Here is a 24,213-nt window from a genome sequence, read left to right as displayed (position 1 = left end):
TAGCACCTACAGCAGTTGATATTTGGTTTCCGCCAAGCGATAGAGGGGGCGCCAAACGAGGCGGTTGGTTAAAACCACTAGTAACGACATCACTGCTGTTGCTGCCATCAGTAGGGGAAAATCCCCCCGAACGCTAGCCTCAGAAATGATGGCTCCTAAGCCAAGGGTCTGCTCTGTTTGATTCTGAAATTCCACATATTCACTGACGATGCTGGAGTTCCAAGCTCCCCCCACAGCGGTAATGATACCCGTAATCAAGTAGGGAAAAATCCCCGGCAAGATCAGGATGCGCCACCGCTGCCACCAAGGGAGTTGATAGACCACTGCTGCTTCAAATAATTCCGTGGGAATTGCTTGGGCACCGGCAATGACATTGAAGAGAATGTACCACATCGTGCCCAGCATCATCAGCGCCACAGAGCCAATCTCCAAACCTCCGCCCACATTGGCAAGGGTCAACAGTAGGACAGGAAAGAGCGCCGTGGCCGGCACCGATGCCGCAATTTGGACAAGGGGTTGCAACACTTGAGCCGCGCGGGGATTGCGACCGATCGCCACCCCCACTGGAACTGTCCAGACTAAAGACAGAATTAGAGCTACCGTTACGCGCACCGTTGTCAGCACTGCCCCTAGACCAATTTGCTGCCAATCTTGCCAACTCACACCAAACATTTGCCGCAAAAAGGCGATCGCCCCCCAAACCACGAACACAGCCAAAATCAGCAAAATAATCGGTGTTATTGGCCAGTTGCCTTGACGACTCTGGGGTACAGGGAATTGACGTGGCTGTTTAGGGCGCAACTGCTCATCGAGTCGTTCCCAGAGGGGAGCAAAGATATTTTGGTGGAAGGCTCGCAATGTGGGCGATCGCCTTAGGAAATCAAGAACAAAAGATTTAGGCACATTTTCCGCCTCCACCATCTCCACCTTGAATTTTTCACCCCAAGCAATGAGCGGACGCCACACCAAAATATCAATAACGATGATCACACCAATCAGAACCGCCAGACCATAGGCCAATGCTGCATAACTCTGTTGGTTGGCTGCCTCTGCCAGATAGGAACCTAAGCCCGGCAGCGTAAAGGTTTTCTCGCCAAGGGTAAAAGACTCGATGGCCATCAAGAAAAACCAACCGCCGGCCACCGACATGACACTATTCCAGATCAGGCCAATGGCGGCCGCCGGCAGATCTAGGGTCCACACCTGCTGCCACCACCCCAGCCGATAAATTTTTGCCACCTCCCGCAGCTCCTGAGGCACACCAATCAAAGACTGGTAAAAGCTAAATGTCATGTTCCAGGCCATCCCCGTGAAGATGAGAATAATGGCCGCCAACTCCACACCAATACGACTTCCCGGAAAGAGGGCAATCAGTGCCAGCACCACCCCCGGAAGAAACGACAGCACGGGAATCGATTGCAGAATATCCAATAGAGGCAACAGGACTTTTTCGGCAGTACGGTTGTAGTAGGCAATATAGGAATAGAGGATGCTAAACACCAAGGAAATAATGTAGGCAATGAGCATCCGCAGGAGCGTTTGAGCGGTGTAACTCGGCAAGACCGCCGGACTCAGCTCAATGGTAATCGTGGGATCGTACTCCCCTGTAAACTGAGCAGCGGTATTGACAATCCAAAAAATCAGGGCAATCAAGGCCAGAATAATCAGGCCATCTTGCCACGTCCAAGGACGACTCAGTGTTTGATTATCGGGCGTGAGGGGACGTGTCATCGCGGCCTCCACAAGCTAAGCGTCACGAGGCAAATTATAGCCACATCCCTGTATCCACAAAACTTAATCCTGAATGCAAGCCAGAATACTGCTGAATTTCCTGATCTATACCTAAGATTTAGGGAATGACCCATTATCCCCTTCTTTTATGCTTTTTCGTCGCACCAAAATTGTCGCCACCATTGGCCCTGCCAGTCGATCGCGGGACGTGATTCAGCAGATGCTGGCTGCCGGCATGAATGTGGCGCGGTTAAACTTTTCCCACGGCGACTATCAGGAGCATGCCGAAACCATTGCCCTGCTGCGGCAAGTGGCCAGTGCAGAAGCAACGCCTCTGACGCTCCTGCAAGATTTACAAGGCCCTAAAATTCGTGTCGGCGAGCTTCCTAAAGGGAGCATTGAATTGGTGGAAGGGGAGCAAGTCCACCTTGTGCCGCTCACCGAGAAACAGATGCAGGGCATTGGCATTGATTATCCTTACCTTGCCGAAGAGGCACAGCCGGGGATGCAGGTGCTCTTGGACGATGGCCTCTTGGAATTAGAGGTTGAGGCGATTAGGGGAAATACGGTCATCTGCCGAGTCGTGCAGGGGGGCACGCTGAAAAGTCGCAAGGGGGTGAACTTGCCGGATCTGAATTTGCGGTTACCTTCCCTCACGGATAAAGACAAGCAAGACATTCAATTTGGCATTGAGCAAGGGGTTGATATTATCTCCCTGAGTTTTGTGCGCCGCGCCGAGGATCTCTGGGAGTTGCGAGGGTACCTTGCTGCCCATGGTGCTGGGGATATGCCAGTGCTGGCCAAAATCGAGAAACCTCAGGCGGTGGAAAATCTCTCGGCAATCTTGGGTGTAGCCGATGCCATTATGGTTGCCCGCGGTGATCTGGGCGTAGAAATGCGGGTAGAGAAAGTGCCGCTGCTGCAAAAGCAGATTATTCGCGAGTGCAACTACCGCAGCATTCCCGTAATCACGGCAACGCAAATGCTGGAAAGTATGATCCACCATCCCCGACCCACACGGGCAGAGGCCAGTGACGTTGCCAACGCCATTCTCGATGGCACCGATGCAGTGATGCTGTCGGGAGAATCGGCAGTGGGAGCTTTTCCCGTGCAAGCGGTGAAGATGCTAGCGCGCATTGCCGCAGATGTGGAGCCGCACCTTGAGTTTGAGAATATGCCCGCCTACCGCAATGATGAGACCCATGCGCTGGGGGAGGCCCTGACGACTATTACCAAAATCCTTGATCTGCGGGCGATCGCCTGCTTTACGGAAACGGGCTACACTGCAACCATTGCCTCTGGAGAACGGGTAAAACCCATGATTGTTGCCTTTACGGATCGCCCGCGGGTTTATCACTGGATGAATTTGCTCTGGGGCGTGAAGCCGATTCTTTTGGAAACGCTCCCCCTGACCTTTGAAGGGATGATTGCCGTAGCTGAAAACCAACTTAAGGAGCATCAGATAGCCACCGAGGGGGATAAGATTGTAATTCTAGGGGGGATTCCTGCCCAAACTCCCCAGGGAACAAATTTTATTAAGATTCACACCATTCGTTCCTAAGGAGGAACAGCGCCCCATCCACGGCGGTCTGGAGAAACGAGAAGTTGACAAGTGTTTGAGTTAACTGTGGTGAATACCGCTATAAAAGAGACACTGGCGCCTATCTATACCCTTGGTCTTGCCGCTCTTCTGTTTGGGGGGGCGGTTGTGATTGCTAAGCAACCCGCCATGGGTCAAGAAGCCCAACGTATCCTCACGGTAACCGGTCGGGGCACAGAAGCCATTTCCGCCACCCTTGCCCAAGTCAGCCTTGGCGTTGAAGTTCAAGGCCGTACAGCTCAGGAGGTGCAGCAGGAGGTGGCACGGCGAGCCAACGCCGTTTTGGCGGTGCTGCGGGGACGGGAGGTCAGTCAACTGCAAACCACGGGGCTAAGCCTCGCGCCCAACTATGAATACAAGGAGAATCGGCGAATTTTGCTGGGCTACATCGGTCGCAATACTGTGAGTTTTCGCATTGCCAGCGATCGCGTAGGCCCCCTGCTTGACGCTGCCGTCCAAGCCGGCGCAACCACAATCGAGAACATTAGCTTTACTGCTCCGGAGGCCACCATTGCTGCTGCCCAACGCACTGCCCTACAGCGGGCCACCCAAGAGGCCCAAAGTCAAGCCCAAGTAGTCCTAAGTGCCCTCAATCTGCAGCCGCGCCAAGTAGTGAGTATTCAGATTAGTCAGGCAATGCCACCGCCTAGACCCTTTGTTGTTCGCGCGGCAACAATGGCGGAGAGCACACCTGTGGTGTCCGGGGAATTACAGGTGGAGGCAAGTGTAACGCTGCAGATTAACTACTAAGTTGGACTAAGTTGGGAGAATGGCCATTGAACGCCGTTGGTGGCTGGGGAGCTGGGCGGCCCTTGTGGTCATTTTTCCAGCGATGGCTCAAGCGCCAGAAACGATTGAAACACCGCAAAAAGTGCTGCCTTTACCCGGTGCCCTTGACCAAGTGCCGGTGTTCAATAGCAATAGCCCAGAGGTAGTCCAGCGGCCGGGCATTCTCCTGTCCACATTTCCGCCAGCAGGTAAAGCTACCCCCAGTGCCCACTTGAACTTTTCGTTTCGCGATCGCTTTGATATTTTTGCCCACCATATTGCCCGCCCCCTCGACCCGCAGGATCGGACGACCCTCTACTTGGGAATTCTGGCCTATAACCCCCGCTCTGAACCGGTCACGGTGAATTTAATCCATGCCGCCAGTTACCTAAGTCAACCGGATGCCCCCTTTCGTCCCCTGCCCAGTCAACAGGCCAATGATCTAGGGCAAAGTTTTGCCGGTCCGGGCGATCGCGTCATGCTGGATATTCTGCAACGACGGCGGCAAGCAGGCTGGCCTGCCCAAATTGTGATTTCCCCTCGCAGTTATGCCCTGATTGCCAATTTACCGATTCCTGTCCAAGGACTAGATCCCCCCCTCAATGGCCGTTCCCTGCTGATTCGTGCCCGCAGCAGCGGTGAGATTTACCTTGCCGGTTTAGCCCGCTTTGGCCATGAACCGCCGACCCTCGAGCAATGGCAGCAGACTCTCATGGAAGGGGAACTGGTCACGCCCCGCGATCGCCCTCCCACCCCTCCCGATCAAGGGGGCAGGATTATCTATGGCCGAGTGGCCGGTGTTGCCCTTGGCTCCCGCTGGCACAATCCGCAACAGCCACCGATTCCCATTCCCGAAGCGGGCAGCGCTTTTTCCTATCCCATCAGTTCCTTGGTGGCAGGGCGCTTGGGCAGCGGGCAAATTCAAAGCGCTCCTTTGGTGCGGCGTTATCCCGATACGGCCTATGCAGCCCACGGCAACTACGGCGTTGAATACGACTTGATTCTACCGTTGAAAAATACCAGCGATCGCCCCCACACCGTGCGCCTTGCCCTCCAAACTCCTATCAAGTTCGACACCCCCGCCAGCGGATTACGGTTCTTTGCCGAGCCGCCCAACCGCATCTTTTTCCGAGGCAGTGTCCGACTGCGCTTCCGCGACGATCAAGGCACCCCCCAAAGTCGAATCATTCACCTTGTCCAACGCCAAGGCCAGCAGGGAGAGGATCTGGTGCGGCTAACGCTGCAACCCCAAGAAATCCGCCGGGTTCAATTCACCCTGCTCTATCCGCCGGATGCCACCCCACCTCAAGTGTTGACCATTGAAACCTTGGCAGATCCGCTGTCCCGCTCCTGAGTACAATAGAGAGCATCCCCTCACCCTTGCTGATCGGGTTAGATCAGCCGCATTTTTGATGAAGGGCTACCATGCTGAATCCAGATCTCTCCAAGATTGAACTCACGAAGGACGAATACGAACGCTATTCCCGCCATCTGATCTTGCCGGAGGTGGGTGTTGAGGGTCAAAAGCGCCTCAAGGCAGCCAGTGTGTTGTGCATTGGCACAGGCGGTCTAGGCTCACCCCTACTGCTTTATCTTGCCGCTGCCGGTGTAGGGCGCCTTGGCATCGTGGATTTTGATGTGGTGGATAGCTCCAACTTGCAACGGCAGGTCATTCACGGTACCTCTTGGGTGGGCAAGCCGAAAATTCAATCTGCCAAGCACCGCATCCTGGAAATCAATCCCCACTGCCAAGTGGATCTCTACGAAACCCGTTTGAGCGCCGCCAATGCCCTTGAGATTATGGCGGATTACGACATTGTGGTGGATGGCACCGACAACTTCCCCACCCGCTACTTGGTCAACGATGCCTGCGTGCTTCTCAATAAGCCCAATGTCTATGGCTCGATCTTTCGCTTTGAAGGCCAAGCCACCGTCTTTAACTATGAAGGCGGACCCAATTACCGCGATCTCTACCCCGAACCGCCGCCGCCGGGTCTAGTCCCCTCCTGTGCGGAAGGCGGAGTACTGGGAATTCTACCAGGCATCATTGGTCTTATCCAGGCCACGGAGACGATTAAAATCATTCTTGGCAAGGGTACTACCCTCAGTGGTCGTCTCCTGCTCTTTAATGCCCTAGAGATGAAATTCCGTGAACTGAAGCTGCGCCCCAACCCTGAGCGGCCAGTGATTGACAAGCTCATTGACTATGAAGAATTCTGTGGTATTCGCCAAGCCAAAGCCCAGGAGGCCGCCCAAATGGCAGAAATTCCCGAAATGACCGTGCAGGAACTCAAGGCCCTCATGGACAGCGGTGCCCAAGATTACGTGCTCGTGGATGTGCGCAACCCCAATGAGTACGAAATTGCTAGGATTCCTGGCTCTGTGCTTGTTCCCCTCTCGGAAATTGAAAATGGCCCCGGTGTGGAGAAAATCCGCAGTCTGCTGAATGGCCATCGCCTCTTGGTGCACTGCAAAATGGGGGGGCGCTCTGCCAAAGCCCTAGGCATTCTTAAGCAAGCCGGCATTGAGGGGATCAATATCAAAGGGGGCATCAACGCCTGGAGTCAGGAAATCGATCCTAACGTACCCACCTACTAACCCAAGATCAGGGGTGAGGCCGCGTAAGGGGATGTTGCGATACATGAACTTTCTTGAAGAGATGAACGCTGTCTCTCGCGCGATCGCCCACCCTTGCCTAGAATAACCACTTAGGTCTGTGCCTGTGCGCGGACATGACGGAATGCTAGGGAAATAAAAATCATGGCAGAAGAACTGATTAAGCCATACAATGGCGATCCCTTTGTGGGGCACTTATCAACACCCATTTCCGACTCTGGCCTAGTGAAGACGTTTATCGGTAACCTCCCCGCCTATCGTCAGGGCCTCTCCCCGATTCTGCGGGGGCTGGAAATTGGCATGGCTCACGGCTACTTTGTCATCGGTCCTTGGGTCAAGCTTGGTCCCCTACGGGATTCCGATGTGGCCAACTTGGGCGGTTTGATTTCTGGTATCGCCCTGATTTTGATTGCCACGGCCTGCTTAGCAGCCTATGGTCTGGTCAGTTTTCAAAAGGGTGGCAGCAGCAGCGATCCCCTGAAAACCGCTGAAGGTTGGAGTCAGTTTACGGCCGGCTTCTTTGTGGGGGCTATGGGAGCAGCCTTTGTCGCCTTCTTCCTCCTTGAAAACTTCTCTGTTGTTGATGGCATCATGACCGGTCTTTTTAACTAGAGCCTTGGTCACCCCAATTTTGAACATCCAGAAGGAGAACCGCTGATTATGATGGGATCTTATGCTGCATCCTTTTTGCCTTGGATTTTTATTCCCGTGGTGTGCTGGCTGATGCCCACGGTGGTGATGGGATTGCTGTTCCTCTACATTGAAGGGGACGCCTAAGCCGCGGGCTAGCTTACCCAGCTAAAATACTTAAACCTAGCCTAAATAGTGAAAATAGTGAATTGAGCACTGGTTGGGGAATGTCCTAGCCAGTTTTTTGTTGCCTGAGGTCTCCTTAAGCTGCCGTGCCACTCAACCGTTTTTTCAGGGCGTTTACCCGCCGTTGGGCGATCGCGTTATTGGGGTCGTATTTCAGCGTGTGCTGATAGGCCTCTAGGGCAGGCTGGACTAAATTCTTTTTCTCGTAGGCGTGACCGAGGTTGTTAGCGGCGGTCACATATTCTGGTTGATTCTTCAGGGCTTCTTTGTACTGGCGAATTGCCAAGTCATACTGCTCCTGCATAAAGTAGGCGTAGCCAAGGGCATTGTAAATCGGGGCAACGTAGGTTTCCCCTTCGCTTTCAGCCGCCTTCAAGGCTTTTTGAAAGAGAGGAATGGCTTGACTGGCCAGTTTTTTGGTGAGGTAGATGCTGCCTAGCTCAAAGTATTCCTGAGTCGTGCCCGGTTCCTGCTTGAGTTTGCGTTGGAGGCGTGCCAAACTAGATTCAATGCGACGGGTTTTGAGAATTTGTTTGACCACAAACCATGCTGAGACGCCCAGTAGAATAATCAACACACTGAGATAAATTGCAGGTAAGGCATTCTCCATGGCAAGTCGTATCTCCAGTAACAACCAATCACTCTAAAATTGTGGCTCTACACCCTGATTCCCTAGGTTTATGATAAACAGAGGCGACCCCCTTAACCCTAAAAATCTCGCAATTTAAGCCCCTGATTATGAATCCACCTCTGGTTCCCGGCAATCGTCCCTTCACCCCCCAGCAAAAGGACGGGCTGGCGTGGGTTGGGCGTTGGGGCGGGCGGGATGGGGTACTGGCAATTGATCCTACGGAAAGTGTTGGACTCAACGGTAACTTAGGGCCAGTGAACCGTAATCCAGATGTTTCCCGTCGTCGTGTCGAAGTCCGCTTTACCCGCATGGGTTACACAGAAACTGCTCGTTAGTTGCAGTGTGATTTAGGGGATTATTGCACTCCAATACACCCATTGTCAGTCTAGGGATCACTTGTATCACTATCCCTTGTAATTGCGGCTTCTTCCTCCTTGGTTGGCGTGGCTGCCACGGTTGGAGTGAGGGCAGAACTGGAGGGGACAGATTGAGTTGCTCTTAGGGCAGTAGCATGGAGTGCTAAGAATTGCTGCTCAAGGTCTTGGCTTGAAGCTAAGAGGCGGCTCAGGATTTTAATGAGGCGTCGCAAATCGGATTGAAAGGATTGATCGCTGGTGAGTTTGAGCAAATCATTCGTCAATTTTTGGGCATTGATAAATGTGGCGCGTGCAGCATCTAAGGTTTGGGCGATCGACAGCATAATAATTGGACTACTTAGCGCCCCGGAAACTTTATTGAGATTGGCTGCGGCTTCCGCACCATTTTTAATGAGCCTGTCTAAATTAGCCAGCAATTCCCCCTGCTCCAGTTGATGCGTCAGGGGTCGCAGTGCCTTGAGGGTGGTTCTTAGATCTCGGGCAGCGCCGTCAATGTTGCGCAAAGCAGAGTTAATGGTGGTGCGGTTGACCTCAACGATTTCACTGATTTGATTGGCCGCACGGGTCACGGCCCGCGAGGCGGTGCCAAAATTCCGTAGTTCGGCACGGGCTTCGTTACTGAGGGCGTTGAAGCTATCAAGGGCAGTGGTCATCTTCGTCAAGGATTGATCAGCCCGGTTGATAGTGCGGGTTGCCCCCAAAATGAGGGTATTGGCATTGTTGATAATCCTCGATTCCTCAAGGGCGGTGGCAAAGCGGCTTGCCGCTCGCACTAAATCTTCTAAGCTGGCAGTACGTACGCCGGTTACGCGATCGCCATTGCAGTAAATCAACTCTGGCTGACATTTGGGCGCAAAGGCCGTTACACCCTCTGGAATCTCCGGCACTCGCTCCTTGGGGGTAAAGTCTAAGAAGGCCTGACCAATGAATCCCGACTGTCGAATCTCCGGTACAGCCCCACGGGGAATCAGCACATTGTTGACACGCACAGTAACTTGAACACCGTTGGCATCAAAACCAATGGCCGTGACTCGTCCCACTTGGACACCCCGATAGCGCACCTGTGTTCCCACTGCCAAGCCCGGTGCGGTCTCCAATTCCACCTCAAGGGTGTAGCTATTGGCACCGGCAAGGTTGCCCCGCAACCACAAAAGGCCGACCCCCAATGTGGCTAAGCCTGCAAGGATCACCAGACCCACCAAACTTTCCTGCACACGCCGTGACTGCATCATAGGGATAGAGCACTGCAAAAATTTATGAAATCTATAGCCACTATAGTTTACTCTGGACGCCTTGAATGGGCGCTTTTTGCCAGTGCTCTCCCCGAATCAGGGTATGCATTTGCCAGTTGGGATCGGGCTGGGGATAGTCTTGGCGATAGTGACCCCCTCGGCTTTCCTCCCGAAAAAGGGCACTTTTGAGAATTAAGTAGGCAATGTCCAAAAGGTTGCGTAGCTCGCCCCATTCCCAAAGGGTCGTTTGCGCGGCTTCATTGCTGAGGGTATAGCAGTAACTGGGGTCTAGTTGACGAAAGGCGATCGCGATTGGATGAGCCAGCAGCTCTTGGCGCCATTCCTTCACTTGGGAAAGAGCAGCCATCAGCGTCGGGGCATCGCGACAAATCCCAGCACTTTGCCACAGGAGTTCCCGCAGATTTTGGCGCCACTGACGAAAACTGACGGGCTTAATTTCAAGGGCTTGCTGACCAACAGGGGACACCCCCAAGGGGAGGGACTGAGGGTGCAGATGTGCCAGTTGCGCTGAAAAGACAAAGCATTCCAACAGGGAGTTACTCGCAAGGCGATTCGCGCCGTGAACGCCGGTGCTGGCCACTTCGCCAACAGCATAGAGGCCGGAAAGGCTGGTTTTGGCCTGTAAATCAGTGACCACTCCCCCCATCCAGTAGTGGGCAGCGGGGGACACGGGAATGGGCTGCTCCTCAACGTCAATGCCCCACTGCCGACAGACAGCAATAATTTTTGGAAAGCGGTAGTGCAGGCGATCGCGGGGAATCGGTCGCAAGTCCAGCCAGACATAGGGGGCATGGGTTTGCTGCAGGTGGCGGTAGATGGCACGACTGACAATATCCCGCGGTGCAAGCTCCCCAGCAGGATGGTAATCCGCCACAAAGCGATGACCGGTGTGGTCTATTAAATGCGCCCCTTCACCCCTGACTGCTTCACTGATGAGAAATCGCGGCGCCCCCTCAACAGCGAGAGCCGTGGGATGGAATTGGAAAAACTCGACATCGCGAATCTGCGCTCCCGCCCGCCATGCCATTGCCACACCATCGCCAGTGCTTATGGGAGGATTGGTGGTTTGGGCAAAAACTTGACCGCCGCCGCCTGTGGCCAGCACAACCGCCCCTGCCCTTAACCACTGAAACCGTCCCCGATGCAATAGACACACGCCACAGCATTGCCCCGACTCTAGCCACAGATCAAAGACAAAGCTATTGGGTAAGAGAGTGATATGGGACGCAGCAGTCACCCGTTTTAACAGGGTGGTAATTAGGGCTTGCCCCGTCGTATCAGCGGCATGAAGAACACGGGGACGGGAATGGGCAGCTTCAAGGGTCAGGGCAGGGCGATCGCCTGTGCGATCAAAGGCTACCCCCAGGGACAAGAGCCGCTCAACCTGGGCCGGTGCCTGCTCAACCAAGAACTGGACACTTACTGGGTCGCAGAGACCCGCTCCCGCAGCTAGGGTGTCTTGGGCATGGAGTAAGGGAGAATCTGTCGGGTCAATGGCCGCAGCCATACCACCCTGTGCCCAGCCACTGGCAGATTGCTGGAGGTCGGTTTTGGTAATCAAGCCAATGCGATAGCAGGAGGGAAGGGCAAGGGCAGCACTGAGACCCGCAGCACCACTGCCAATGATTAAGACATCAAATCCAGAAGTTGCGGGAGTCAACGCTAACCCAAAATTTATCTAACGAGGGCGGTTACTTGTATAGCCCATTATTATAGCGATCGCCCCCCTCAACGAGAGCCGTTTCCATCTCCGTTACGGTAAAGTGATCCAAATTTTGCCGCAAAATTTCTTTTTGCCGCTCCGTCAAGCCGGGAATGTTCAGGACATCCTCAACGGATTGATAGGGAGCGTTTTTAATAATGAGTTTTGCTAGAGTTGGGTACAGACCTCGGTATTGAATAAAGGCGGCAATGTTGGCATTGTTAAGGTCAATTTTTTCACCAAAGGCAGTGCCGAGTTTCTCATCTACCACATTGACCAGCTCTTCCTCGGTGGATGCACTTGCCGCCAAGGTTGGGGCACTCCAGTTGATCCAGCCCAACAGGCTAACGCCCACGAAGTAAGCCAGTGCTAGCCAGCGGCCCAAACGTTGCATAACTCCTTTACCTCCCACATCTCATAGGTCATTACAAAAAACAGCGGTTCATTCAGAGTCAAAGTAAAGAAAAGAACTGACCACATCGCACAGCGAGCGCAGGCGGCGGTAGCCGATTGTTAGCAGGGTAACAGAGGAAACTGAGGCATAATGCCCACAATAGACTGATGTCTAGGCTGTCCCCTACGTGTGATTCAATAATATCAGAGGGAGGCTGCCCCTGAATCTCTTTTTTCAGGTGGTTAGTGCAGGGTGTCCCTGTCTTTGATAGCTTGGACAAGGAATTCATGGAGGTCATCAAAGCTGCCCACGTAGGCAGGCACAGGAGCATCATAGCCCTTGAGGTTCAGCACTTGCGGTCGAAAAGGGACAGGGCTTGGACAAGACTGCACAAGGTAGTGGTAAGTGGTTGCCCCCATGGCTAGATCAGCGGCAATGGTTTTGGTGGCACTCTCGAGGCGAAAGGCAGTGTTAACGGTGTCTCCTAGGGCAGTATAGTCGGGGCGATCGCCACTCCCTGTATTACCCACCATTGCATAGCCCGTATTCAAGCCGGAACCAATGCGCAATGGCCACGGCAAGGGATATTGCCGGTGCAGTTCTCCCGTCATCAGCCGTAGATCCTCTAGGGCAGAGAGGGTGTGGCAAATTTCTTGATAGCCAATTTCCTCGCTGTCGTGGATCCAAACCGCCATGACCGCATCGCCAATATACTTATCTACCCAACTGCCGTATTGACGGATAATCTCACCTGCACGATGAAACCATGTGCCAATTAGCTCCGACAGTAGTTCCTCTTCTAGGTGCCGCGTCAACTTAGTGAAGTCACGAATATCAACAACGAGAACCGTCAACAGGCGGCGGACATGGAGCAATGCGGTGGAGAAGCCTTCCGATTGGGGCAAGGACAAAGTGGCATTTTCAGTAAACAGAGGGGCAAAGGGTTCGTGAAAAAAGTCCAGTTCCGTTTGGCCAAAGGTAATGCGATCGCCATTGCGCAGGGCGATGGGAATACTGACGCGGCGACCATTCACAAATGTGCCATTGCGGCTGCCAAGATCAATAAGATAGAACTCTCCCTGTCCCATGCGCTGAATCATGGCGTGGTTCCGCGAGATCCAGCGATCGCTGAGCACAAGGGAATTGTCTTCACTGCGGCCTATTGTCCAGCAGTTCCCCTTCGTTAAGGGAAAATAACAAACCGTGTCCTCGCTCACCAGAGCTAGATGGGGGTCTGAGGGGGGTGGGGTCTCAGGGGCAGCGGGAATCTGCGATAGGCTATGGCGCAGTTGATTAATAATTTGCTGCTGACGCAAGATAATCGCTACCAATTGCTGGGGAGGTAAGGTCTCAAGAATCTTCTGATCGGGTAAGTTAAATGTCAGGTCAGCATCCATGAGGGGGGAAATAGGAGAAACACTTTTCATAGTTGAGACCTTACAGTGGGCCAGCTCTTCCCCCAGCGCCACCGACATCCAAACGCTTCAAAGTCAATTCCAGCAATAGATCCAGTGTAGCAAAGGAGCTTTGTCTGACTCAATAGACACAGTTTGCGCGGCAGCATCGAGCAACTATAGAGCGATCGCCACAGAAAGCATTAGTTCCTATTTGCGCTCGTAAAAATTATTAACCTTTTCCCTGGGGTTGGGTTGAAGCCCATCCGCTAAAATGATGGCAGCTTTGGGAGGGATTGCTCTCTCCGTGAATGCACTTTGACCTGTCTGCATTTGAGGACAACACTCCATGCGTCAATTGTTAGCCCTACTCCTTGTCTTGACCCTGTGGTTAGGCTTTACCCCTTTAGCCTCCGCTGAGGTGGCAGGACTTGTCCCCTGCAAAGATTCTCCTGCCTTTCAAAAGCGCGCTGCCGCTGCTGTAAATACCACCGCTGATCCAACCTCTGGTCAAAAACGCTTTGAGCGCTACAGCCAAGCCCTGTGTGGCGAAGATGGGCTGCCCCACCTCGTGGTGGACGGTCGCCTCAGCCATGCCGGTGATTTCCTCATCCCCAGTGTGCTTTTCCTGTACATTGCCGGCTGGATTGGCTGGGTGGGTCGTGCCTACTTGATTGCGGTGCGTCACAGCGGTGAAGCTAACGAAAAGGAAATTATTATTGATGTGCCCCTTGCCATCAAATGCATGCTCACGGGGTTTGCTTGGCCTTTGGCTGCCCTCAAAGAGTTGGCCGCCGGTGAACTCACCGCTAAAGATAACGAAATCACCGTTTCTCCTCGCTAACTCCACTGTTGGTTAATTGTCATAAGGACGACGTGCCATGAAACATTTTCTGACCTATCTTTCCACCGCGCCTGTGTTGGCTGCCATTTGGATGACGATTACTGCCGGGATTTTGATTGAGTTTAATCGCTTCTATCCCGACTTGCTCTTCCATCCCCTTTAAGTCAATTCTTGAGAACAAACTCGGTACAAGGGTGGAACAGGGGTTCTGCCCTTTTTTGTCGCGATCGCGTCGCGCACTGTGGGTGTTCGCACCCTAGAGGCTATATAATCGTTATTTGTCTTAAAATAGCAGCCGTCGCCACCAGCACTGGCGATTGCTGTTACCCCATCCAGTTAATGAAAGAGGATCCCCATGGCAAAGCGGGTGCAAGTTGTCCTGAATCAAACTGTCAATAAACTTGGGCAAATAGGTCAAGTTGTCGAAGTCGCCCCCGGCTATGCCCGGAATTACCTATTTCCCAGAGGAATTGCTGAGCCAGCAACCCCCAATGCCCTACGGCGGGTAGAGCGGCTCCAAGAAAAAGAACGGCAACGGCTTGCCGAACTCAAAAGCGCTGCGGAAAAACAAAAAGCCACCCTCGAAAAACTGGCCACCATTACCATCTCAATGCCCGTGGGCGAAAAGGATATGCTCTTTGGCAGTGTCACGGCCCAAGATGTGGCCAATGCCATTCAAGCGATCACAGGTGAAACCATCGATCGCCGCAACATGGTTTTGCCCGAGATTCGCAAATTGGGCACCTACACGGCTGAAATCAAGCTCCATCCCGAAGTGAGTGTCAAACTTAATATCCAAGTGGTTGCAGATGAGGGCTAACTTCCCTGATGGTTCAGGAACCGAGCTTTCAGCCCGATAGCCAACTCATTCCCCCCCAGAACCTCGAAGCGGAAGAGTGGATTTTGGGGGGTATTCTCCTAGACCCGGAAGCTATTAGCCGTGTGGTGGATATTTTGCCGGTTGAGGCCTTTTACCTCAGTGACCACCGCGAGATCTACCGAGCAGCGATTTCCCTCCACAGTCGTGGCAGCCCCACGGATCTCCTCTGCGTCACTGCTTGGCTACAGGATCAGGGGCTATTGGATCAGGTGGGGGGGCACACAAAGCTGGCAGAGCTGGTGGAGCGCACCGTGAGTGCGATTAATATCGATCGCTACGCCCTCTTGGTCAAGGAAAAATACCTGCGCCGCAAGCTCATTGAAGCGGGTACCCGAGTGGTGCAGCTGGGCTACGATAGTAGCCTCTCATTGAATGCGGTCCTGGATCAGGCCGAGCAGCAGATCTTTAGTGTGACGCAGGATCGGATTCAGCAGGGGTTAACCCGCACCGATGAGATTCTTACCCGTACGTTTAAGGAATTAGAACAACGGGCGATCGGCAACATTCAGCCGGGTCTATTCTGCAATTTCTATGATCTGGACAACATGACCCAGGGCTTCCAGCGATCGGACTTAATTATCATTGCCGGTCGTCCTTCGATGGGCAAGACGGCGATCGCCCTGCAAATTGCCCGTCGCATTGCCGAAATTCACAACCTGGGGGTGGCAATCTACAGCCTTGAGATGTCCAAGGAACAACTGGTGCAACGTCTCCTCGCCAGCGAAGCCCGCATTGACAGCAACTATTTACGGGCGGGGCGCATTAGCCAACACCAGTGGGAACCCCTGAGTCGGGCAATTGGTGTTCTCTCCCAACTGCCTATTTACATTGACGACACTCCCAACCCCACCCTTGGCGAGATTCGCTCCACAGCCCGTCGTCTCCATGCGGAGCATCCCAACGGTCTCGGCCTCATTTTAATTGACTACCTGCAACTAATGGGGGGTGAAGAAACGACAGAGGGCCGGGTGCAGGAACTCTCGAAAATTACCCGCTCCCTCAAAGGACTGGCACGGGAACTGAATGTACCTGTCATTGCCCTTTCCCAACTGAGCCGCAGTGTCGAATCACGGCAAAATAAACGCCCTCTTATGTCCGATTTGCGCGAATCTGGTTCCATTGAACAGGATGCCGACTTAGTGATCCTGCTGTATCGCGACGAATACTATAACCCCGACACCCCCGATCGCGGCATTTGCGAACTCCTGATTGCCAAACACCGCAACGGCCCGGTGGGTACCGTTAAGCTCCTTTTTGACCCCCAATACACCCGCTTTGAAAACCTTGCCCGAAATTAGTTGAGTGGGGAGAATTTTTCTAATCCGCTTTCCGCTGAGATCCACCAAATAGCCAATGGAGGTTGACGCCCACCCCCGCTGACCCCTGACCCACTAGACCCCCATTGGGAATACTGCTGCCAGCTGCATTTGACCCGTAAAGATCAATTCCCAAGCCCCACTGGGGGACGACATCGCGCAATCCGACACTATAAACACCGGTTTGGCCAAAGACGGGAGTGGCTTCGGCAATAAATTGGAGATTGCGAGTAAGTTCCAGATTGAGTCCCACGCCAATGCCGCCAACGATTTTGCTCCTAGGAGTAAAGAGGCCAACTTTGGGATTCACCAGTAAGGCCAGCGTCTTATGGGGCTGCAGCATCAAGCTTAATTCAGCGCCGACCAGTCCGCGGCTAAGGCCGGGGTCATCTGTGGGAAAGCTGTGATTAAATGAGCCCTGAATTGCAAGGGAAATAGGGTCTCCTTGGGTTTGATCAAGAAAGCGAAGCTTAGCAGCCAAGCCAAATTGCAAACCGGGGCTATAGTTGAAAGTCTCCGAGAGGGTTTCGCCTCGTTCCCATTGCTCCACAGCAACTGTAAATTGGGCATCCTCACCCAAGCTAATCCCCATTTGCCAGCCTGTTCCCGCTGTGCCTGTGTTAGCTCGTAAGTGGAACATCCCCGGCTCCAGCGTGCCAGCAGAGGTGAGGGTCAAACCATTGAAGAGCAGATAGCGATCGCGCTCCGTGAGAGCTTGCCGAGACCCACGGCGAAACCTAGGCAGCAGGGGAGGGGAAAAATTAGGTCCGCTGTTGGGAGTGTAAGTCAAGCCGGCCATAATTGCCACTTGATCGGCATCTGGCAAAAAAGCAAGCGTTCGCGTTGCCGGTGTGATGCCAAGGCCATTAGTTGCGGCCAGATCAATGGCAACGAGGGGGGTAGCGAGAAAGCGCAGTCCGAGGCTCCACACCGGCAGGTTGACGATCGCGCCATCGCTACTGCGCACGGCATTGCCCCCAGGGCCTACAGGCAGATTGACATCGGCAAAAAGGTTAAAGCGAGGATGGGGCTGCCAACTGATGCCTGTGCCAAAGTTGAAGTTTGTGCCGTAAAAGTCTCCTCCCTTGTTCACTGTGTCGGGAAAGTAGGTGAGATTTGGCGTAAAGTGCCACTGCAGTTGAGGGCTAAGCGAGTAGGTAATGGGGAACTGGAGCGAACCGGCTAGTGTCCACGTACCCAGGGTTTCAGCTGTGGGCACAAAAAGAAAGTTGTTTGAGGAGACCCACAGGGCTTCTAGGGAACCCCCAACTCCAATTGCTAAGTTTTTACGGTGATGTATCTGATACTTAAGGCCAGCAGCAAGGGCAGCTATTTGCACCTCAGGTTGACGACCATTAATCACGCGCCCCAGAAGATCGTCGAAGAGATTGGCGCTAAAACTGACCTGGGTGCGGTTGTTAATGGCATAGTCGAGGGAACCATAGAAAATTTGCAGGCCACCCCCTTGACCCAAGGGGCCGGGATCATAATTACGAATTCCCCCCCGCAATTCAAGGGTTTGCTCCGGTAGGATATTGGCCGTCTCCAAATTAAACAGACGGGTGGGCGGACGCATTAAGGGAGGAATGCGATACTGGGGTGCTTCGGCAATGACCGGCGTCGGTGCCTGCACTGAAACCGAAGACCAGTACCCATTTGCTATTCATGCCACATCACTCACACCATCCTCTCTTCCACTTAAACTATCGCACCCCTGGCCGGCAAGTTTATTCCCACTCAATGGTGCCGGGGGGCTTGGAGGTAATGTCATAGACGACCCGATTCACCCCCGGTACTTCGTTGACAATGCGGTTGGAAATGCGCTCAAGGAGGTCGTAGGGCACTCGTGCCCAGTCGGCGGTCATGCCATCTTCACTGGTCACAAACCGCAGCACCACCGGATAGGCATAGGTGCGCTGATCTCCCATCACCCCCACGGTGCGAATTGGCAACAGTACGGCAAAGGCTTGCCAAAAGTCGTGGTACATCTCGGCGCGGTTAATTTCCTGCCGCACAATGTAGTCCGCCTCCCGCAGAATTTCTAGGCGTTCAGGGGTGACTTCCCCCAGAATCCGAATCGCTAAACCCGGACCGGGAAAGGGATGCCGTTGCACAATCTCTTCGGGCAGCCCCAGCGATCGCCCCACTTGGCGTACTTCATCCTTAAAGAGTTTCCGCAGGGGTTCCACTAGCTTAAAGCGGAGATTTTCAGGAAGGCCGCCCACATTGTGATGGCTCTTGATTTTAACAGCAACGCGCTCACCAGTTTGGGGGTCAATGTTCGTATTGGCCGATTCAATGACATCGGGATAGAGTGTTCCCTGAGCCAGGTAGTCAAACGGTCCCAGCCGCTGGGACTCTTCCTCAAAAACACGGATAAACTCATGGCCAATGCGTTTGCGCTTTTCTTCGGGGTCGGTGACCCCCACCAACTGGGCAAGGAAGCGATCGCGGGCATTGATGTACTCCACCTTGATGTGAAATTGCTCCTGAAAGAGCTTGAGGAGGCGCTCAGGTTCCCCTTTGCGCATAAAGCCCTGATCAATGAACATGCAGGTGAGTTGATCCCCTATTGCCCGGTGGAGTAAAAAGGCCAAGGTGGAGGAATCCACTCCCCCGGATAAAGCAAGGAGAACCCGTTTGTCCCCCACTTTGGCGCGCACTTCGCGGATGGCTTCTTCGACAAAGGCGGCAGTGGTCCAAGTGGGTTCGCAGTCGCAAATGTGATAGACAAAGTTGCGGATTAGGGCAATGCCGCCTACGGAATGCACCACCTCTGGGTGGAACTGAACGCCATAGAGTTTCCGCTCTGGATCGGCGATCGCCGCCATTGGCGTATTGTGGGTATGGGCTAGGACGCGAAAACCGGGGGGCAACTTGGTCACGCTATCACCATGACTCATCCACATAATCGTTTCCTGCTCCACATTGGTGAGCAGATCTGTGGGGTCATCAATAAAGAGCGCTGCCTTCCCGTACTCCCCAGCGCTGGCTCGTTCTACAGTTCCCCCCAACTGTTGCACCATCAGTTGCATGCCATAGCACACCCCAAGGATAGGAATCCCCAAGTTCCAAATCTCAGGATCGCATTGGGGCGCATTCTCGTCATAGACAGAGCTAGGACCACCGGAGAGAATAATGCCCTTGGGTGCCAATTGCGCCAGTTGCTCAGCGGTGGTGCGGTAGGAAATGACCTCGGAATAGACCTGGGTTTCCCGAATGCGGCGGGCAATGAGTTCGGAGTATTGTGACCCAAAATCGAGAATGACAATGAGTTGGCGTTGCAGGCCTTGGCCGGCGGCTGTGGCAGGTTGGTGGAGGGTGGAGTGAGTCAACGTTGCAGTCCTTCTGATCCCAAGTAGCTAATATTTTCCAGAATACCGCCCTTTTCTGAAATAATGTAATCCTGTCTGAGAGCCGTTTTAGCTCTCTTAGGCCTATGGCATTCTCGGGCACAGGGCTGTATCACTGCTGTGGTGGGCGGGGGAATCTGCCCAACAGTGGTACGATCGCTATCTAAGTAGCCACTGTAATGAATCATCTGCATGAGTGCCCCTCTTACCGTTGAGTCTGTGTTGGCCGTGCTCCGTCCCGTGGAAGATCCCGAGCTGCGGCGATCGCTGGTGGAGTTGAACATGATCCGCGATGTCGCCATTGAGGAGGGCACGGTTCGCTTTACCTTGGTGCTGACAACCCCCGCCTGCCCTCTGCGGGAATTTATTGTGGAGGATTGCAAAAAAGCCGTCTTTACTCTGCCGGGGGTGATGGATGTGCAAGTGGCGGTTACCGCCGAAACGCCGCAGCAAAAAAGCCTGCCCGATCGCACCGATATACCGGGGGTCAAGAACATCATTGCCGTCTCCAGCGGTAAAGGGGGGGTCGGCAAAAGTACCGTTGCCGTGAATTTAGCCCTTGCCCTTGCCCAAGCCGGCGCAGCGGTTGGCATGATTGATGCCGACATCTATGGCCCCAATGTACCCACAATGCTGGGACTAGAGGAGGCCATTGTCGAAGTACGCAAGGAAGCCAGAGGAGAGGTCCTGGTACCCCCAGTTGCCCACGGCCTAAAGGTGGTCTCCATGGCCTTCCTGATTGAGCGCGATCAGCCGGTGATTTGGCGCGGTCCTATGCTCAATGGCATTATTCGCCAATTTCTCTACCAAAGCGATTGGGGAAGTCTAGACTATCTGATTGTGGATTTACCCCCCGGCACTGGGGATGCGCAACTCACCCTAGCGCAGGCAGTGCCCATGGCAGGGGTGGTGATTGTGACTACACCGCAACCCGTTGCCCTTGGGGATGCCCGGCGCGGCTTGCGGATGTTTCAGCAACTGGGGGTAACGGTTCTCGGTCTGGTGGAAAATATGAGCTACTTTATCCCCCCCGATCTGCCCAATCGTCGCTATGACATTTTTGGCAGTGGCGGCGGCGAAGCCCTAGCGGCAGAGATGGGAGTGCCCCTTTTGGGACAGGTGCCCTTGGAGTTGCCTGTGCGGGAAGGGGGAGATTTGGGTCAGCCGATTCTCATCAGTGATCCACAGTCAGCTTCCGCTCAAGCCCTGCGGGCGATCGCCCAACAGGTAGCAGCACGGGTCTCCGTGGCCGCCCTCAGTGCCGTGGGATGAGTAGTCAGCAACTCAAGATCAAGAACCCCCTCTTTTGGTGGGCTTCTAGCCTTGCCTTAATCAGCGATCGCCTGACCAAAGAGTGGATTTTGGCTACTTATGCCCTAACAGTGCCACCGCAAACAACGCCAATTATCCCCGGTGTTTTTCATATTACTTACGTCGCCAATACCGGCGCGGCTTTTAGCCTCTTTGCCAACGGCAGTCTCTGGTTACGCTGGCTGTCCCTCATTGTTAGCTTAGGTCTGATCGTTTGGGGAGTCCTAGGTCCGCGCTTAGATCGCTGGCAGCAGGTGGGCTATGGCTGTTTACTCGGCGGTGCTTTGGGCAACGGTATTGATCGCTTTCTCACCGGCGAGGTCGTTGACTTCTTAGATTTTCGCTTAATTCAGTTTCCTGTCTTTAACGTAGCCGACATTGCCATTAACATCGGCATTGCCTGTCTGCTGTGGTCGGCATGGCGCCAGCGTTAGCTGGTACTGCAAGAAAAATCCGCTAAATCCACCAAAAACTGGGTCAATTCCCCTTGGCGGGTACCGCCGTAGAGCACATTGACTTGATACACCCACTGATTTGTCCAGTCGAGCGCTGTTAACCAACCACTACGGCGATGGTAGGCACCAGTTTCAATCCCTAACCAGCCGGTACCGCGCACCAGCTGTCCTGGTTCAACACCAGAAAATGTAAATGTAATGGTATGGCCGACAACAATGGTCTTATCCCTAAAGTAGGGCGTCGGGTGAGTGAAAAAGGGTTCGCGGATCCAGCAGCATTCCCGGCGCGTTTGTTGTTCTAGAGGAAGACATGGATGCAGACCCGCATGGACAACAAACACATCCCCTAAATCTTGATAGAGGGGAACCGTATGCAGCCAGTCGAGATGTTGCCAAAGCAAATCGGTGGACGTGTAGCTGGCAAGGGTCGCATCACCGCCACTATTGCACCAGGCAAAGAGCCGCGCAGCATTGATTTGTTTGCCCTCAAAGGTGAGGAGCATCATGTCTTCGTGGTTGCCCCGCACAGCACCATAGCTACACTGACGCACTAATTCCACGACAGAGGCGCTACTCGATCCTCGATCCACAAGGTCGCCAAGGAAGTACAGGCGATCGCCCACTCTCGGTGAGAGGAGATCCAGGAGGCGGCACAGCCCTTCGTAGTGGCCGTGGACATCTCCAATCAGGATCAGGCGATCGCCCACTCGCTTACTCCTGAGGTACCGTTGCAGGAGTCAAAGACAGAGATCGAGATGCCGAGGGGACTTGGGTGGTGTTCTCATAGCTAGAGCCGAGCAAGGTAGCCACTGTCAACACCTGGGGCGGAGTTGCATCGGGTGGGTAGAGTAAATCCACCGTTACATCCCGTTTTTCACCTGGACGCATATTTAATGTAACTAATGGTTCTCCCCGCTGACCACGTCGCTGCACCAAGTGGACATAGCGCTCTTGCCTCTGTCCTAAATCATCTACAAAGCGAACCCGCACCGTCCCTCGGAAAAAGACTTGGGGCGGCGGCGGCTCCAAAAACCGGAGGGTGACACTGCGGTGATCTTGCTTGACCGGAGTTTGCAGTGTTAACACCACTGACTGAAATTGGCGGGTCTGATTGATTAAAGGTAAAGTCAAGCTGTAGTGAACCCCATAGTTGCCGTGGGCATAGTAAGCAGTGTCAGGATAGCGCACCAACATGGGGGCACTTTGAATTTGACCGGTGCCCAGTGTGCCTCGGTGGAGCGTACTAATCCCATAGGAGATAGCTCGTCCGGGAGCTGGGATATGCAGAACAGTCCTTTCAGCATCCGTCAGGGTGGCCTGCCATTGAGACCCCTGACTTACTCCAGCAACGCGACCATAAAAGAAGCGGCCAAACTGACTACTATTCGGGGGAGTGGGGGGGATGTCACGGGGGGTAACCAGTTGACCCCGATGGAGCATTGCCCACCATTCCTCTAGGGTAGGTGCCCGTTCTGTGCCCTGCTCGTTCAGGCGGGCAAACATTGACATTTGTGCTAAGTAAATTGGGCCACTGCTTTCTAAATACATCAAAGTAGAGCGGCCATTGGAGGAGGAGACCTCCCCAAAGGGACTTGGATCCGGAATTAAAGGCAACCTGGAGCCAACCGTGGCATCGGCATTGAGTATAAACTCTGCGCGGGCACGATTGAGTACCGCATTGGGAAATTGAGTAGGCAACGGCAGTGGCAGATTAGCTAGCATCCGCGCTTCGCGAGGGGGAATGGTCACCTGGGAGGGAAAGAAGGTTTGCCGCACCCCCCGCAGCACTTGGTTAGTCACTCGACTGCCGGGTCCTGAGAAGACAAAACCAGTCGGGTTATCGAGTATGGCGGGCAAATTGCGGAAAGGAGCATCCGGAGTACTCAAGAAACTAGCAGCTTGATGAAATCTCACCGTGACATAGTGATTTGTTGGGTTATAGGCCAGCAGCCCCAGGTAGAGAGTGGGCGTACTTACTGCCCGATTGGATTGAGTAATGTGGTGGGCAAAGACATCAAAGCGCCCCTCTAGGGGGTAGTTGAGGTGAGCCGCCGGTTGCCATTTCCCTTGGGGTGGAAATGTTGAAAGGAGAATCCCCTCAGAGCGCACCATCTCTGGACTGTTGCTGTTAAATACCGGCACATTATCTAATTGCCCAGGCAGTGGACGGATGTCTTGGGGAAAATAGGCGAAATTGGTTGGTGTGACGTAGGCTGTTGCAGAAGGGGGCGCAGAGACTCGCGGCGGCACTGCCTTTGCGGGTAGAGCATTGGCTTGAACAACAACATTTGAGCGGGACGAATATTCCTGCACAACGGTGGATGAATGTTGGGGTGGAGTGGCTAAAGCGGCTTGTGCCACAAGAATGGGAGCCAGCATATTCAATCCAAACCACAGCATTACACGAGTGAGCAGTTCGCAAAAGTCAGGACAGGATCATCGTTTCTGCCCAAAAGTTGCATTCCCAAAGTATAGCCCAGCTTTGTAGAAAATCCGCTGAAGACCGCATGAAGGTTGCGGCATGGGCGTCTTTCCAGTCTAGGTGCTTTGTGCGATGCCAGCCTAGAACTGGGTTTTAGACGCTGATAAGGGCTGATTAAAAAGTGGTCTAGGCCAATGTTAGAGCGTTAAGTGTCCCATAGATTGAACACGCCTAACACTGCACAAGCTGATATGAGGACAGTCTTTTATCTCCTAGGTATAGCTCCTATTTTAGAGGAAGGCCTGTATCCGTAGGTTGGCGTCAAATATTGAGAAAATCTAAAGAAACTC

Annotated in this window: 23 protein-coding genes; 13 read left to right on the top strand and 10 right to left on the bottom strand. The window is 53.7% G+C overall.

Annotated elements, in window-relative coordinates:
* Positions 1 to 6: 6 nt before the first annotated feature.
* Positions 7 to 1,731 (bottom strand): ABC transporter permease subunit, encoded by a 1,725-nt coding sequence (locus Q0711_RS06540; RefSeq protein WP_299042018.1) that lies wholly within the window; start codon positions 1,729 to 1,731, stop codon positions 7 to 9.
* A gap of 148 nt (positions 1,732 to 1,879) precedes the next feature.
* Between Q0711_RS06540 and pyk the strand changes: the two genes are divergently transcribed.
* The 6 genes from pyk to Q0711_RS06510 all read left to right on the top strand — a co-directional run bounded on the left by pyk (position 1,880) and on the right by Q0711_RS06510 (position 7,492).
* Positions 1,880 to 3,292, top strand: coding sequence for a pyruvate kinase (gene pyk, locus Q0711_RS06535; protein ID WP_298617883.1), 1,413 nt, complete (start codon positions 1,880 to 1,882; stop codon positions 3,290 to 3,292).
* 51 nt (positions 3,293 to 3,343) lie between these two features.
* Positions 3,344 to 4,081, top strand: a complete 738-nt coding sequence (locus Q0711_RS06530) for an SIMPL domain-containing protein (RefSeq protein WP_298616173.1) — start codon at positions 3,344 to 3,346, stop codon at positions 4,079 to 4,081.
* Between the two features lie 19 nt (positions 4,082 to 4,100).
* Positions 4,101 to 5,453 (top strand): DUF3370 domain-containing protein, encoded by a 1,353-nt coding sequence (locus Q0711_RS06525; RefSeq protein ID WP_298616175.1) that lies wholly within the window; start codon positions 4,101 to 4,103, stop codon positions 5,451 to 5,453.
* A gap of 71 nt (positions 5,454 to 5,524) precedes the next feature.
* Complete coding sequence (moeB, locus tag Q0711_RS06520; RefSeq protein ID WP_298616177.1) at positions 5,525 to 6,697, top strand: molybdopterin-synthase adenylyltransferase MoeB; 1,173 nt, start codon at positions 5,525 to 5,527, stop codon at positions 6,695 to 6,697.
* Between the two features lie 162 nt (positions 6,698 to 6,859).
* The gene (locus Q0711_RS06515) at positions 6,860 to 7,327 is read left to right on the top strand and encodes a photosystem I reaction center protein subunit XI (protein WP_298616180.1); all 468 of its coding nucleotides are present in this window, start codon (positions 6,860 to 6,862) and stop codon (positions 7,325 to 7,327) included.
* A gap of 48 nt (positions 7,328 to 7,375) precedes the next feature.
* The gene (locus Q0711_RS06510; protein WP_149820283.1) at positions 7,376 to 7,492 is read left to right on the top strand and encodes a photosystem I reaction center subunit VIII; all 117 of its coding nucleotides are present in this window, start codon (positions 7,376 to 7,378) and stop codon (positions 7,490 to 7,492) included.
* Positions 7,493 to 7,607: 115 nt separating this feature from the next.
* On the opposite strand, the gene Q0711_RS06505 is transcribed toward Q0711_RS06510, so the two are convergent.
* Positions 7,608 to 8,141, bottom strand: coding sequence for a tetratricopeptide repeat protein (locus Q0711_RS06505; RefSeq protein ID WP_298616183.1), 534 nt, complete (start codon positions 8,139 to 8,141; stop codon positions 7,608 to 7,610).
* Between the two features lie 128 nt (positions 8,142 to 8,269).
* Here Q0711_RS06505 and Q0711_RS06500 point away from each other — a divergent pair, with 128 nt between their 5' ends.
* Entirely contained in the window at positions 8,270 to 8,497 is a 228-nt protein-coding gene (locus tag Q0711_RS06500; RefSeq protein ID WP_298616186.1) for a hypothetical protein, read from the top strand.
* A gap of 50 nt (positions 8,498 to 8,547) precedes the next feature.
* Here the strand turns inward: Q0711_RS06500 and Q0711_RS06495 are convergent, their stop codons facing one another.
* From Q0711_RS06495 to Q0711_RS06480, 4 genes are all read right to left on the bottom strand, one after another.
* Positions 8,548 to 9,771, bottom strand: a complete 1,224-nt coding sequence (locus tag Q0711_RS06495; RefSeq protein WP_298616188.1) for an MlaD family protein — start codon at positions 9,769 to 9,771, stop codon at positions 8,548 to 8,550.
* Positions 9,772 to 9,811: 40 nt separating this feature from the next.
* The gene (gene nadB / locus Q0711_RS06490) at positions 9,812 to 11,452 is read right to left on the bottom strand and encodes an L-aspartate oxidase (protein WP_298617132.1); all 1,641 of its coding nucleotides are present in this window, start codon (positions 11,450 to 11,452) and stop codon (positions 9,812 to 9,814) included.
* Between the two features lie 31 nt (positions 11,453 to 11,483).
* Complete coding sequence (gene psbU / locus Q0711_RS06485; RefSeq protein ID WP_298616192.1) at positions 11,484 to 11,888, bottom strand: photosystem II complex extrinsic protein PsbU; 405 nt, start codon at positions 11,886 to 11,888, stop codon at positions 11,484 to 11,486.
* 242 nt (positions 11,889 to 12,130) lie between these two features.
* A complete protein-coding gene (locus Q0711_RS06480; RefSeq protein WP_299042013.1) occupies positions 12,131 to 13,315 on the bottom strand; it encodes an adenylate/guanylate cyclase domain-containing protein in 1,185 nt (394 codons plus the stop codon).
* 316 nt (positions 13,316 to 13,631) lie between these two features.
* Here Q0711_RS06480 and Q0711_RS06475 point away from each other — a divergent pair, with 316 nt between their 5' ends.
* From Q0711_RS06475 to dnaB, 4 genes are all read left to right on the top strand, one after another.
* Complete coding sequence (locus Q0711_RS06475; protein WP_298616196.1) at positions 13,632 to 14,126, top strand: Photosystem I reaction center subunit III; 495 nt, start codon at positions 13,632 to 13,634, stop codon at positions 14,124 to 14,126.
* 37 nt (positions 14,127 to 14,163) lie between these two features.
* Positions 14,164 to 14,289, top strand: a complete 126-nt coding sequence (gene psaJ, locus Q0711_RS06470; protein ID WP_011058244.1) for a photosystem I reaction center subunit IX — start codon at positions 14,164 to 14,166, stop codon at positions 14,287 to 14,289.
* A 192-nt stretch (positions 14,290 to 14,481) separates the two neighbouring features.
* Positions 14,482 to 14,946: a 50S ribosomal protein L9 gene (rplI, locus tag Q0711_RS06465; RefSeq protein ID WP_298616199.1), complete on the top strand. Its 465-nt coding sequence runs from the start codon at positions 14,482 to 14,484 to the stop codon at positions 14,944 to 14,946.
* Between the two features lie 8 nt (positions 14,947 to 14,954).
* Positions 14,955 to 16,304 (top strand): replicative DNA helicase, encoded by a 1,350-nt coding sequence (gene dnaB, locus Q0711_RS06460; RefSeq protein ID WP_298617129.1) that lies wholly within the window; start codon positions 14,955 to 14,957, stop codon positions 16,302 to 16,304.
* 19 nt (positions 16,305 to 16,323) lie between these two features.
* On the opposite strand, the gene Q0711_RS06455 is transcribed toward dnaB, so the two are convergent.
* Both Q0711_RS06455 and guaA read right to left on the bottom strand, forming a co-directional pair.
* Positions 16,324 to 17,955 carry a hypothetical protein gene (locus Q0711_RS06455; protein WP_299042009.1) on the bottom strand — a complete coding sequence of 544 codons (1,632 nt, stop codon included), beginning with the start codon at positions 17,953 to 17,955 and terminating at the stop codon, positions 16,324 to 16,326.
* Between the two features lie 94 nt (positions 17,956 to 18,049).
* The gene (gene guaA, locus Q0711_RS06450) at positions 18,050 to 19,657 is read right to left on the bottom strand and encodes a glutamine-hydrolyzing GMP synthase (RefSeq protein WP_298617077.1); all 1,608 of its coding nucleotides are present in this window, start codon (positions 19,655 to 19,657) and stop codon (positions 18,050 to 18,052) included.
* A gap of 210 nt (positions 19,658 to 19,867) precedes the next feature.
* On the opposite strand from guaA, the gene Q0711_RS06445 reads away from it, so the two are divergent.
* Positions 19,868 to 20,947 (top strand): Mrp/NBP35 family ATP-binding protein, encoded by a 1,080-nt coding sequence (locus Q0711_RS06445; protein WP_298611830.1) that lies wholly within the window; start codon positions 19,868 to 19,870, stop codon positions 20,945 to 20,947.
* Entirely contained in the window at positions 20,944 to 21,420 is a 477-nt protein-coding gene (gene lspA, locus Q0711_RS06440; protein ID WP_298611833.1) for a signal peptidase II, read from the top strand. The genes Q0711_RS06445 and lspA overlap by 4 nt, the downstream gene beginning before the upstream one ends.
* Here lspA and Q0711_RS06435 read toward each other — a convergent pair.
* Together Q0711_RS06435 and Q0711_RS06430 are read right to left on the bottom strand one after the other, a co-directional pair.
* The gene (locus Q0711_RS06435; RefSeq protein WP_298611836.1) at positions 21,417 to 22,148 is read right to left on the bottom strand and encodes a metallophosphoesterase family protein; all 732 of its coding nucleotides are present in this window, start codon (positions 22,146 to 22,148) and stop codon (positions 21,417 to 21,419) included. The genes lspA and Q0711_RS06435 overlap by 4 nt on opposite strands.
* 4 nt (positions 22,149 to 22,152) lie before the next feature.
* Positions 22,153 to 23,820, bottom strand: a complete 1,668-nt coding sequence (locus tag Q0711_RS06430; protein ID WP_298611839.1) for a DUF3370 domain-containing protein — start codon at positions 23,818 to 23,820, stop codon at positions 22,153 to 22,155.
* Positions 23,821 to 24,213 lie beyond the last annotated feature (393 nt).

This window comes from uncultured Thermosynechococcus sp., assembly GCF_937958135.1.
Lineage (GTDB): Bacteria > Cyanobacteriota > Cyanobacteriia > Thermosynechococcales > Thermosynechococcaceae > Thermosynechococcus.
This window is presented reverse-complemented; position numbering and strand designations above follow the sequence as displayed.